The organism is Lacisediminihabitans sp. H27-G8 (assembly GCF_046156175.1).
Taxonomy (GTDB): Bacteria; Actinomycetota; Actinomycetes; order Actinomycetales; family Microbacteriaceae; genus Lacisediminihabitans.
Genome location: NZ_JAYLVL010000002.1, coordinates 351,052 through 363,770, shown reverse-complemented (window position 1 = coordinate 363,770; position 12,719 = coordinate 351,052). Strand labels below are relative to the sequence as shown.

Here is a 12,719-nt window from a genome sequence, read left to right as displayed (position 1 = left end):
CATGTCTTTTAGCGACTCCGCACCATCTGCAACGACCTTTCGTCGGGCGCTGACGACTCTCGTCGTCGGGGTCACCGCTGCCAGCGTCGCCATCCTCGCCCCCCTCTCCCCGGCGGAGAGCGCAGATGCTCACACCGCTCAGCCGGCCCACAGCGAGATCGTCGCCGTCGGCACCGAGACGGGCACGCCCCGCAGTGTGCGCGCGGCATCCCTCTGGACTGCTCGTCCGTCCATCCTCGTCGTTCCGGCCGCGCAAACAGCAGCGGCTCAGACCGCCCGGCCCGCAGAAGTCGTGCCGGTCGCCGCGGCGGCACCCCCCGTCGCACGTGTCGCCCGCGCCGTCGTGCTCGGGGACTTCCTCTCCCAGCGGGATGTACGCCTCGAGGCGATCGCCCGCGCGGCGGCACAGCTGAAAGCCGAGCACGAGGCTGCCGCTGCCGCCGCCGCCGCCGCCGCCGCTGCTGCGGCAGCACAGGCCGCCGCGGCAGCAGCAGCCCAGGCTGCCGCGCAAGCCGCGGCCCAGGCTGCGGCCGAGGCTGCCGCTCGCGCCACCCAGGGCTTCGTGCAGCGCGTGTGGACCAGCGGCTTCCAGAACGAGATCAACCAATGCCGTGGCGCCGTGGACGTCACCGCGGTCTACCAGGTGCGGGTCATCGCAGAACACAGCAGCTGTGGCGGCAGCCGATTCCCCACTGCTGCCGGTGCGATCGTCACGATCACCGGTCTGGATGCCGGCCGCTACCGCGTGATCGGTGTGGTGGCCCACCTCAACGGTGAGGTCAACCACGCCGAGGACATCCCCCGCGGCTACGATCTGCTCTTCCAGACCTGCGCGTCCGGCTTCACCGACATGCGCTTCACCGCACTCCAGCGCATCGGCTAGTCGCCCCGAGCGGCTACCCGGCGGCCGTTGCCCGGTGGGGAACCCGTTGCGGAGAGCGGGACAGCCGCCGACCCGTCAGGCCAGCGCGAGTAGCGCAGCCGCGACGAGGGCGACCGCGAGGCCAAACCACTGCACCGGCGCGATCCGTTCTCGCAGAACGAGTGCGGCGAGCACGATGGTGCCGGCCGGGGCGAGCGCGTTCAGCACCGACACGATCGAGAGTTCTCCCGTGCGCAGGGCGAGGAGAAAGAGGAACGCGGCCGCCGCATCCGTCACGCCACAGAGCACGGAGAAGATCACGGTCGCCCGGGTGATCGACGGGCGTGCCACGCCGCGCCGGGCCAGTCGCTGGCCCAGCAGGGCCACCGACATGACGAGGCCGGTGACCACGAAGGTGACGAGGAGCGGCGCCGGCCCGCTGTCGGTCGGCGTCAGGTCGATGAAGACGAGGTACCCGCCGATCGCGACTCCGGCCCCCACCGCCATGACGATGCCGCGCGGGCTCGGGCGAACGGCGCGTTCGCCCGGAACGAGGCAGATCAGGATGATCGCGACCAGCCCGACGCCCAGGCCGAGGTAACCCAGCCCGCTCAGCCGCTCGCCGCGCGCGAAACCGACAGCGATCGGGATCACCGCGGCCACCAGGGCCAGGATCGGGGAGAGGATGCTCATCGGTCCGATGGCGAGACAGGCATAGAGCAGCACGAGGGCGACCGCCCCGCACGCGCCGGCCAGCCCGCCCCACAACAACACCGATGGACCCCACCGGCTGGGGAGCACGAGCGCCGCGACCATCACTATCGCGAGACCGGAGATCGAGTTGATCAGCGTCACCCTCACGGCGCTCGTGCCGCGCGCGGCGAGGCCTCCGAAGAAGTCACTCGCCCCGTAGATCACGGAACCGGCGAGGGCGAGGACGACGCTCAACACTGCATGCTCCTAGGCCACCGCAAGCAGCGCCGCGGCCGTGAGGGCCAGAACGAGACCCACCACCTGCACGGGCGCGATCCTTTCGCGCAACACGATCGCGGCGAGAAGGATCGTGCCCGCTGGATAGAGAGCGGTGAGCACGGACTGGACGGTGAGATCGCCGAGCCGAAGGCCGAAGAGCAGCAATGCGTTAGCGGTCGCGTCGATCACACCGGCGATGATGGCCAGCACCAGGCCCGGCTTCCAGCGGGCGACCCCGGCAGGCACAGTTCCCCGGCGGCGCACCCACAGTGCGCCGACCCCGATCGCGCTGAACATCACGGTGGCATTGACGGCTCGGCTCACCACGAGGGGCACGAGCCCCGAATCATCCGGGGTCAGGTCGATCAGGATCAGGAAGACGCCGATCAGCGCGCCGGATCCGACCGCCATCGCGAGCGCCTTCAGCGACGGTCTTACCGCCCCGCGTTCGGGAACGAAGCCCACGAGTACGACGGCGACCAGCGCGACGGGGATGGCGAGGTAACCGAGGGTGGTCAGCCGTTCGCCCCGAATCACCCCCGCCAGCACCGGCACCACCGCCGAGATCACGGCGGTGAGCGGCGAGAGGATGCTCATGGGTCCGATTGCGAGGCAGGCATAGAGCAGTACGACGGCGAGAGCGCCCGTGATGCCGGTGATGCCACCGAGCAGCACCGCCTTCGTCGACCACACGCTCGGGAACAGCGGCAGCGCGAGCAGCAGAAGCACGAGTCCCGAGAGTCCGCCGATCGCGGTCACGCGCACCGCGCTGATGCGCTTCGCCGCCATGCCCCCGGCGAAGTCCGCGGATCCGAAAATGAGCGCTGCCGTGACGCCGACGAACACAGCGAGCACGGGAGACCTTTTCTGGAGGGAGAACTCAACGGTAGTGGTAACCGCCGATGACCATTTGGTAAAGGTCCTTCCATCGACGGCGTTCGAACGGATAGGGTGCACATCACCCCCCGATCGGGGGTGGACCTCATCGTCTGCACGCGCCGTGCACCCAAGGAGACACACGAAGCAATGGCACCCTTCCGTTCCCGCCGATTCACCATCCCGGCTATCGCGCTCGCTGTCGCGCTCGGTATCCCGACGCTCGCTGCATCCGCTGCCACCGCTGCGGATGCACCGGTCGCCATCGACATCCTCAGCTTCAACGACTTCCACGGCCGTCTCGAAGCGTCATCCCCGTCGGCGGGCGCTGCGGTGCTTGGTGGCCTGGTGAAGTCGTTCCGCGCGGCCAATCCCAACACGCTCGTCGTCTCCGGTGGTGACTCCATCGGGGCCTCCACCTTCACCAGCTTCATCCAGAAAGACCAGCCCACCATCGACGCGCTGAACGCGGTCGGCGTCGACGCGAGCGCGATCGGCAACCACGAACTCGACCAGGGGCAGGCCGACCTCGAGGGCCGGGTGATCCCGGCCACGAACTATCCGCTGCTCAGCGCGAACATCTACAACCGCACCACCGGCCAGCCGGAGTTCGCGCAGTACGCCCTCAAGCAGGTGGGCGGCGTCACGGTCGGTTTCATCGGAGCAACGACAGATGAGACGCCGTCGCTGGTAAGCCCGGCCGGGGTCGCGAACCTCGAATTCCGGGACATCCCGACAGAGGTCAACCGTGTCGCTGACCAGCTGAGCGACGGCAATCCCGCCAACGGCGAGGCAGATGTCATCGTATTGACAGTGCATGAGGGGGCGGCGGATGCCACGCTCGCGAGCGCCACCGGTGACTCCGCCTTCGGCAAGATCGTGAGCACGGTGGACGCGAACGTCGACGCCATCGTCTCCGGCCACACCCACCAGGCCTACAACTGGCAGCTGCCGGTGCCGGGCACCGACCGCACCCGTCCGGTGCTGCAGGCGGGCAAATACGGCGAAAACTATGGCCACCTCGCGCTCTCGGTGGACCCCACAACGAAAGCCCTGCTCAGCATCACCTCCGAGGTGAAGCCGCTGTTCGGAGCCTTCGCTCCCGACCCCGCCATCGCCGGCATCGTCGCCGCCGCGGTGGCCGCCGCGAAGGACAAGGGCTCGGTGCCGGTCGGCACGATCACCGCCGACTTCAAACGGGCGAGCCAGAAGGACGGTGTCACCGAGAACCGTGGTGGGGAGTCCCCACTCGGCAACTTCGTGGCCGATGTTCAGCTCTGGGCGACGAACGGCAAGGCGCAGGTCGCGCTGATGAATCCGGGCGGTCTTCGCACCGATCTCAAGTACAAGGCCAGTGCCAACACCCCGAACGATGTCGACGGTCGCGTCACCTATCAGGAGGCCGCGAGCGTGCAGCCTTTCGCCAACACTCTCGTGACCGAGACGCTCACGGGAGCGCAGCTCAAGCAGGTGCTCGAGGAGCAGTGGCAGCCGGCGACGTCGACCCGTCCGTTCCTCAAGCTCGGCGTATCGAAGTCCCTCGAGTATCGCTATGACCCGACGGCGGCTGCCGGGAGCCACATCACGGGGATCACGGTGAATGGCGTGCCGCTCGCCGCGACCGATTCGATCACCGTGGTCGTGAACTCGTTCCTCGCCTCCGGAGGTGACAACTTCGTGACGCTCGCCAAGGGCACGAACGCCGGTGACACCGGAAAGATCGACCTGCAGAGCATGGTCGACTACTTCGTGGCGAACCCGGTCGCCGCCCCCGACTACGCGCAGCGGGCGGTGGGCGTCACTCTCTCGTCGGCCACCGCACAGCCCGGGGATGTCGTCACCCTCGGTCTCTCCTCGCTGTTGTTCTCCAACGGCGAGCCCAACTCCGGCACCGCCACGGTCAGTGCTGGCGGTGTCGTGCTCGGGCAGTCCGCCATCGACCCCACGGTCGTCGACCTCACAGATGAGACGGGTCGGGCATCCGTCGCGGTCACCATTCCCACGGCCACGCCCGCCGGCACCCTGGTGCTCACGGTCGCCGTGCCGCAGACGGGCACGTCGATCGACGTTCCGCTGACGATCACGGTGCCGGCTATCACCTCGGTGACACCCCCGAGCATCAGTGGCACCGCGAAGGTGGGGCGCACCCTCACGGCGACCCCGGGCAGTTGGAGCGTGGCATCCCCCACTCTCGCCTACCAGTGGAATCGGGCGGGAGCGCCCATCGACGGAGCGACAGCCGCGACCTACACCCTGGTGCCCGCGGATGCCGGCGCAGCGATCACCGTGACGGTCACGGCCAGCGCACCCGGCACGACTCCGGGGGCAGCGACGTCCGCAGCAGTGACGGTCGATCGTCTCGCCTCCACCACGCGCGGGGCTGTGGACCGGGTGCTCGTGCGCCACAACTCGCCGGTCGTGTACCGGGTGGTGGTGTCCGGCGGTGGCCTCGCGCCGACCGGAGAGGTCGTGGTGCGGGACGGTCGCAGGGTCATCGCCGCCGCAACGCTGACGGCCGCGGACAACGGCCGGGCGACCGTGACGTTGCCGAAGCTCGGTCGCGGCATCCATCTGCTGACCGCCACCTACGGCGGTGACGCGCAACTCGTGGATTCCGCGTCCTTCCCGTCGCTGCTGTTCGTGTTCTGACCCGGCTCATCCGTTCGGGATGTCCCACGAAAGGGGGAGTCCGGCTCTGGCCGGACTCCCCGTTTCAGTCGTTAGGCTCGCCGCGTGGAATTCGCCTATCATCGCCTCGCCAGAAGTGCCCCCGGCTATCGCTGGTGGAAGCCGCTCGTCACGGGCCTGATCGCCCTCGCCATCTTCATCGGCTTCACCATCGTGCTCGTCGTGCTGCTGCTCGCATCGACGCTGGTGTTCCCCGAGGTGCGACCGGTGATCACGAAGCTCATCACCACGGGTGAAATCGACAACAGCCTCCCGGTGGTGCTCGCGTTCTCCCTGTCATCCATCGCCGTGATCCTGCCGTCCGTCTGGCTCGCTCGGCTCATCATGGGGCCGCGCCCGGTCGGCCTGCTCTGGTCGATCGCCGGGCGGCTGCGCTGGCGATGGATGGCGCGGCTCATCCTTCCCGTCGTCATCGCCTATGGAGTCTCGACCCTCTTCTCCGTCGTTCTGCTGCCCCTGGTGACCGGTGAGCGCGTCCCGCCGGCCGCCGTGTCGTCGAGCACCTGGGTCGTGGTGCTCGTCGCGGTGGTGCTGGTGCCGCTGCAGGCGACCGCGGAAGAGGTCTTCTTTCGCGGGTACCTCGCGCAGACGATCGGCGGATGGCTGAAGCATCCCCTGTTCGCGATCCTGCTGCCCGTGCCGCTGTTCACCATCGGTCACCAGTACGACGTGTGGGGGCTGATCGACGTCTCGGTGTTCGCTGTCGTGGCGGGATGGCTGGCGTGGAGGACCGGCGGGCTCGAGGCATCCATCGTGGCCCATGTCGTCAACAACACGGTGATCTTCGTGATCGGGGCCTTCGGCCTCGTTGACGTGAACTCCAAGACCGGCAGCGGCCTCGAAGTCGTGATCTCGGCGCTCACCCTCGCCCTCTACGCGTGGCTCGTGCTGCGCGCGGCCAAGCGGTTCGGGCTCGCCCGAGTGCGCGCCGTCACTCTCCCTCCACCGCCCGACCCGGCGACCCTCGTGCACAGCGACGGCGACCCGCAGGGCGCTGTCACCCCCCGCGGCTAGAATCGCCCGGTGGGCCGGAGAGCCCTGGGATGAGGGCTGTGCGGTGAGCTGGAGTGCGGATGTCCCGTGGGATCCCGACGACCTCGAGCCGCCCGACGAGTTCGAATACGAGCCCCCCTCTGTCGAAGATCGCGAGCGCGACTTCATCGCCCGGGAGCCGGCTCGACCGTCGTCCTCCAAGTACTCCAGTGCGAGCGACGCGCTCCACACGGTGTTCGGTTACGACAGCTTCCGTGGCGACCAGGCCGAGATCATCCAGCAGGTGGTTGATGGCGGAGACGCCCTGGTGCTCATGCCCACCGGCGGAGGCAAGTCGCTCTGCTACCAGATCCCCGCGCTCGTGCGGGAGGGCACTGGCGTGGTCATCTCGCCGCTCATCGCCCTCATGCAGGACCAGGTGGATGCCCTGTCCGCGGTCGGCGTGCGCGCGGCGTTCCTCAACTCGACCCAGGATCAGGCCCAACGGATGGGAGTGGAGCACGCGCTCCTCAACGGCGAGCTCGACCTGCTCTACCTCGCGCCGGAGCGCCTGCGCGTAGCGGCGACTGCCGACCTGCTCGACCGGGCATCCATCTCCCTCTTCGCCATCGACGAAGCGCACTGTGTCTCGCAGTGGGGCCACGACTTCCGCCCCGACTACCTGCAGCTCTCGATGCTGCACGAGCGCTGGCCGAGTGTGCCGCGCATCGCGCTCACCGCGACCGCGACAGAGCAGACCCACCTCGAGATCCAGAAGCGGCTGCAGCTGAGCGATGCGCGCCACTTCGTCGCGAGCTTCGACCGTCCGAACATCCAGTACCGTATCGCGGCGAAGAATGCCCCGCAGCAGCAGTTGCTCGAACTGCTGCGCAGCGAACACCCCGGGGATGCCGGCATCGTCTATTGCCTCTCCCGCGCCTCCGTCGAGAAGACCGCGGACTTCCTGGTGCAGAACGGCATTGCGGCCCTGCCGTACCACGCGGGTCTCGACTCGCGCCTGAGGGCCGCCAACCAGTCCCGCTTCCTGCGTGAAGACGGCATCGTCATGGTCGCCACCATCGCTTTCGGCATGGGCATCGACAAGCCCGACGTGCGTTTCGTTGCGCACCTCGACCTGCCGAAGTCGGTCGAGGGCTACTACCAGGAGACCGGTCGCGCCGGTCGCGATGGACTTCCCTCCACCGCCTGGCTCGCGTACGGACTGCAGGATGTGATGCAGCAGCGCCGCATGATCGACGGCTCAGAGGGCGACGCCGAGCACCGCCGCCGCCTCGGTCTGCACCTCGACGCGATGCTCGCGCTGTGCGAGACCGTGCAGTGTCGGCGCGTGCAGCTGCTCGGGTACTTCGGCGAGACCTCCACTGCCTGCGGCAACTGCGATACCTGCCTTGCTCCCCCCGAGTCGTGGGATGGCACCGTGCCGGCGCAGAAGTTGCTCTCCACGATCGTGAGACTGCAGCGCGAGCGCAACCAGAAGTTCGGGGCCGGGCAGATCGTCGACATCCTTCTCGGCCGCACCACCGCCCGAATCACCCAGAACGATCACGCCTCGCTGTCGACCTTCGGGATCGGAACCGAACTCTCCGACCAGGAGTGGAGGGGCGTTGTGCGCCAGCTGCTCGCCCAGGGCCTCCTCGCCGTGCAGGGGGAGTACGGCACCCTCGTCGTGACGGAAGCCAGTGCCTCGGTGCTCGGTGGTGCACGTCCGGTGATGTTGCGCCGGGAACCGGAGCGTGCGGCTCGTCCGGCAAAATCCCGTCGCGGACCGGTTGTCGAGCTGCCGGCCGGAGCTGCCCCGCTGTTCGAGCGCCTCCGAGCGTGGAGGGCCGCGGAATCGAAGGAGCAGAGGGTTCCGGCCTACGTCATCTTCCACGATGCGACTCTGCGCGAGATCGCCACGGGCACCCCGACCACCCTCGCCGAGCTCGGCACGATGAGTGGGGTCGGAGAGAACAAACTCGCGAAGTACGGCGAGGCGATCCTCGAGGTGCTCGCGGACTGAGCGTCGTGCCCGGCACCACAGCCGGGTCACATCGCCTGCCGGGCTGAACAGCCCCCAGGACGCACCTCCCATCGGGCTGATTCTGCTGAGGGGCTGCACCGGCCGCCGGGCTGACCGGCCCAGTCTGAGCAGTGCGGGCCCGGATGGCACCCGGCCGAACCCGGACGCCCGGTCGCCCGGTCTCCCGGTCGCCCGGTCTCCCGGTCGCCCGCTCGCCCGCTCGCCTGCTCGGCCGGACGCTCGCCCGCTCGCTCGCCCGGTCGCCCGGTCTCCCGCTCGCCTGCTTGTCCGGTCGCCCGCTGGCCTGCTCGTCCGGACGTCCCTTTTCTCGCTCGGCCGGTTTCTCGCTCGGCCGGACGCTCGCCCGCTCGCTCGCCCGCTCGCTACCTCTGTCGGCCGCGCAGCGCCGTCAGCCACGAGTTGCACTATTTTGCGGCTTCCCGAACGCGGCATCCCGCAAAAGGATGCAATTCGCGGGCTTGCGAGCTCGCGGTCGGCCGCGAGGCGAGCCCGCCGGGCCGCCGACTCCGCGGACTTCGTCGACTCCGCCGAAATCCAGGCCGGCCCCTTCGCTCGCCCGAGCCCGCCGCCGACTCCGCTACCGCGACTGCCGGTTCTTATACGGGCGGGGTTCGCCCTTCACGATGGGCGCGCGGCCGGTGCCCTTCGAGGCCTTCGCCTTTCCTCCGGGCGGGGCCGGGGGAGCGGGCGGGCGTTCGTCGAATTCCGCGAGTTCGATCCGGGCGTGGTCGAGCAACGCCAGTCCGGCGCCCGTGAGGGTCGTCGACTCCTGGCGACGATCGAAGAGGTCGGAACCCACCTGTGCCTCGAGGGCGCGGATCGACGAGTCGAGTTTCGCCCGCGAGATGCCCAGCGAATCGGCGGCGCGCACGAAGTGCAACTCCTCGGCGACCGCGACGAAATGTCGCAGATGGGTGATCTTCACGCACAACTCCTCGGTTCCCGCCCAGCGTGACGGATGCCTTCAGGGTACGCGGATGCCACCCCGCCCGATGAGTCAGCCTTTGTTCTCGCCCACCCGGTCTGCGCTCGCAGTTAACGCATCGAGTGCGCGCCGCAGCTGAGTGCTCGACGTGTGCATGGTGTACGGGAAGTACACGACATCCACGCCTACGGCGGCGAACTCTCGCTCCAGGCGAAGGCCCTTCGGGGTGCCGCGCCAATCATCGCCCTTGAAGAAGACATCGAAGTGGACATCGCGCCAGGTGTCGAGTTTGTCGGGCACGACCTCGGGGCGGGCCTCGTCGACGTAGCTGATGTGCCGCACGATCTCGAGGCGTTCGGCGAGGGGAATCACCGGGCGGATGCCCTTAGTCAGCATCAGCATCTCGTCGGACACGACTCCTGCGATCAGGTAGTCGCACTCGCTCTTGGCGTGCTTGAGGATATTCAGGTGGCCGACATGGAACAGGTCGAATGCTCCAGCGGCATAGCCAACGCGGAGGGTCACAAGAACACGCTCCCTTCTTTCGGGTTGAAAGGGACGTAACGCGGGCAGTCGGGTAAAAGCCCGCAACTCCAGTTTATGCGACCTCGATCACGGAACGCCATAACCAACTTCGCATCTGATCTGGCCAGAGGGGAGACAGAATGTTAGCAATTTGTTACGGTTGAAGTCCGCCGACACCCCAATACCCCCATGATCGGGCTTCGTCCCTGTGGATTCGAATTGGAATTTTGTGACTTCTCACTCCCCGCGCCACCTGCTGGTCCGTCCTAAAACGCGTTCCCTCAGCATCCCTGTTGCGCTCGTCGTCGCCATCGCCGCGGTGGGTGTGACCGCCTTCGCGGTACCAGCGTCGGCCACGACCTACGTCAATGACCACGCGATCGCCTCGGACACTCACACGAAAGCGAGTGTGGCCGGATGGGGCGATGCCGACATCGGCGGCGCCTACAGCTACACCCGTGCCACGTCATTCTCGGCCGACGGTCACTCCGGAATCGTCACTCCTCCGCGGGCCGGTTCCTCGGTGACAGCGACCCTCGGGGCCGTCAGCTCCGAAGACACGTCGGTCACCACCTCCATCTCCTTTCCCCGGATCCCGACATCGGGCTACGTCTACACCGGCGTGCAACTGCGCTCCAAGGGCGGCTCTTACTATCAGTCGCAGTTCCGCTTGGGTTCCAGCGGCACAGTGACCATGGCACTGCTCCGCGTGAACGGATCCACGGCCACGCAGACCGTATTGCGCCCGGAGATCATCGTGGCGCGCGGCCTCGTCGCCGGCCAGAAGCTGTGGGTGGACGCGCAGGTCACCGGCCAGTCCCCCGTGGCCCTCTCGTCTCGGGCCTGGGTCGCCGGGTCGTCTCGCCCGGATTGGCAGTCGACTGCGACAGACTCGGCCACATTCCGGATTGCCACCCCCGGATCCATTGGAATGTGGACCTATATCTCCAGTGGCGGTGCTTCGCAGCCGGTGGTGTTCGACGACCTCTCCGCTTACGCGCTCAAGCAGGTCGCGGCAACCGGGACCGGCGTCACACCGACCCCCACGCCGACCCCGACGCCGACGTCGTCCGCCAGCCCCGCTCCGACTCCGACTTCACCCACCGATCCCGCACCCGCCGCGCCGTCAGCGCCGACTCCGGATCCGGCTACGAGCGCCGCCGGTGCCCGAGGAGCAGTGGGCGCCGCCGCCATCGGCACGACCTCCTATGCGGTGCCGTCCGGGGCCATCTTCGTCGCCGCCACCGGCTCGGCCTCGGGATCCGGCAGCCAGGACTCGCCGCTCGCCGACATTCAGGCGGCCATCGACAAGGCTCCGAACAAGGGCACCGTCGTCGTGCGTGCCGGAACCTACCGCGGCTCCCTGTCCATTCCCCGCGGCAAAGCGGTCACCGTCCAGTCCTTCCCCCAGGAGGCCGTCTGGATCGATGGAAGCCGCGCGCTGTCCCAGTGGAGCGCGAGCGGCTCCACCTGGTCCACCGCATGGAATATCGCGTTCGACTCAAGCCCGACCTACACCCGCGGAGCGCCGGATGGTTCGGCCGACGGGTGGGCATTCGTCAATGCCGCTCACCCACTCGCCGCGCACCCCGACCAGGTCTGGGTGGACGGCGTAGCCCTCACCCAAGTGGGATCTCGCGCGGCCGTGACGGCCGGCAGCTTCTATGTGGATGCCGCCGCCGGGCAACTGGTGCTCGGCTCGGACCCCTCGGGACACGAGGTGCGCGCCAGCGATACCGTCAAAGCGCTCACCGTGCTCGGTGACAACAGCGTGATCCGCGGGATCGGCATCCGCCGGTTCGCGCCCTCGGTACCGGACATCGCCGCGTTTGCGGTCTACGCGTCGGGCGTGAAGGTGGAGAACGTCTCGGTCACCGACAATGCGACAACCGGACTATCGCTGGATGCGTCGAACATCACGGTGAAGAACGTCACCGTGGCACGCAACGGAATGCTCGGCGCTCACGCCAACTACGCAGATGGGCTCTCGATCAGCGGCATGCTGTCGACCGACAACAACACCGAGCACTTCAATCGGGCCCCGGTGGCCGGTGGCCTCAAGATCACCCGGTCTCGCGACGTCTCAGTGGTGAAGAGCGCTTTCCTGCGCAATGACGGCAACGCGGTCTGGTTCGACGAGTCGGTCTATAACGGAACTGTTGTTTCCAACGACATCGTCGGAAACACCGGCAATGCGCTCGTCATCGAGCTGTCGTCCCTCTTCACGGTGGCGAGCAATGTCGTGGATGGCAACGGCATCGCGGGCGTACTCGTGGGAGACAGCAACCAGGTGCAGATCTGGAACAACACGCTCACCGGCAACAGCCGGAACATCAACGTCGTGCAGGGGGATCGCCGGGCGAGCAACCTGTCGACAGCCGGCCACGACCCGCGGCAGTCGCTGCCGGATCCGACCGTCACGTGGGTCACCGGCCGGGTCACGATCAAGAACAATATCTTGGCCAACTCCACAGGCAACTGCATCCTCTGCGTCGAGGATTACAGTCATCAGCAGTCCGCCGACCAGATGGGCATCGTGACCAACGGCAACGTGTACCAGCGCGTCGCCGCCTCGCAGCCGTCCTGGGCGGTGGTCTGGTCGCGCGGTGCCGGAAACCCCGCGGTCTACACGACAATCGCCTCCTGGACCGCGGCAACCGGACAGGACCGACAGAGCCTCGTGCTCGACGGTCGTCCCGCGCTGTCCGATGCCCGCTCCCCGCTCGCGCCGGTCACGGCGGCCGTGGCGTCGATCGGCCAACCCCTGCCCACGAACATCGCGAAGCTGGTCGGGCGTGACTTCGGAAGCGTGTCTGTCGGGGCGTGGTCGACCTACTGATCGTCCTTCGCGGAGA

The 12,719-nt window shown here is 68.0% G+C and carries 9 protein-coding genes; 5 read left to right on the top strand and 4 right to left on the bottom strand.

What is annotated here, in order from left to right; all coding sequences use genetic code 11:
* Position 1 precedes the first annotated feature (1 nt).
* Positions 2-883, top strand: coding sequence for a hypothetical protein (locus VLI63_RS06540; RefSeq protein ID WP_409156060.1), 882 nt, complete (start codon positions 2-4; stop codon positions 881-883).
* A gap of 75 nt (positions 884-958) precedes the next feature.
* Here VLI63_RS06540 and VLI63_RS06535 read toward each other — a convergent pair whose 3' ends face one another.
* Together VLI63_RS06535 and VLI63_RS06530 are read right to left on the bottom strand one after the other, a co-directional pair.
* Positions 959-1,813, bottom strand: coding sequence for an EamA family transporter (locus VLI63_RS06535; RefSeq protein WP_409156059.1), 855 nt, complete (start codon positions 1,811-1,813; stop codon positions 959-961).
* A gap of 9 nt (positions 1,814-1,822) precedes the next feature.
* A complete protein-coding gene (locus tag VLI63_RS06530; protein WP_409156058.1) occupies positions 1,823-2,689 on the bottom strand; it encodes an EamA family transporter in 867 nt (288 codons plus the stop codon).
* A gap of 171 nt (positions 2,690-2,860) precedes the next feature.
* On the opposite strand from VLI63_RS06530, the gene VLI63_RS06525 reads away from it, so the two are divergent.
* From VLI63_RS06525 to recQ, 3 genes are all read left to right on the top strand, one after another.
* Positions 2,861-5,359, top strand: coding sequence for a 5'-nucleotidase C-terminal domain-containing protein (locus tag VLI63_RS06525; protein WP_409156057.1), 2,499 nt, complete (start codon positions 2,861-2,863; stop codon positions 5,357-5,359).
* Positions 5,360-5,443: 84 nt separating this feature from the next.
* The gene (locus tag VLI63_RS06520) at positions 5,444-6,412 is read left to right on the top strand and encodes a lysostaphin resistance A-like protein (RefSeq protein ID WP_409156056.1); all 969 of its coding nucleotides are present in this window, start codon (positions 5,444-5,446) and stop codon (positions 6,410-6,412) included.
* A gap of 43 nt (positions 6,413-6,455) precedes the next feature.
* Entirely contained in the window at positions 6,456-8,393 is a 1,938-nt protein-coding gene (gene recQ / locus VLI63_RS06515) for a DNA helicase RecQ (RefSeq protein ID WP_409156055.1), read from the top strand.
* Positions 8,394-8,991: 598 nt separating this feature from the next.
* On the opposite strand, the gene VLI63_RS06510 is transcribed toward recQ, so the two are convergent.
* Both VLI63_RS06510 and VLI63_RS06505 read right to left on the bottom strand, forming a co-directional pair.
* On the bottom strand, positions 8,992-9,339 hold the full coding sequence (locus VLI63_RS06510; RefSeq protein ID WP_409156054.1) for a LysR family transcriptional regulator: 348 nt from the start codon (positions 9,337-9,339) through the stop codon (positions 8,992-8,994).
* Positions 9,340-9,411: 72 nt separating this feature from the next.
* Complete coding sequence (locus VLI63_RS06505) at positions 9,412-9,864, bottom strand: adenylyltransferase/cytidyltransferase family protein (protein WP_409156053.1); 453 nt, start codon at positions 9,862-9,864, stop codon at positions 9,412-9,414.
* Between the two features lie 229 nt (positions 9,865-10,093).
* Between VLI63_RS06505 and VLI63_RS06500 the strand changes: the two genes are divergently transcribed.
* Positions 10,094-12,703, top strand: coding sequence for a nitrous oxide reductase family maturation protein NosD (locus tag VLI63_RS06500; RefSeq protein WP_409156052.1), 2,610 nt, complete (start codon positions 10,094-10,096; stop codon positions 12,701-12,703).
* Positions 12,704-12,719 lie beyond the last annotated feature (16 nt).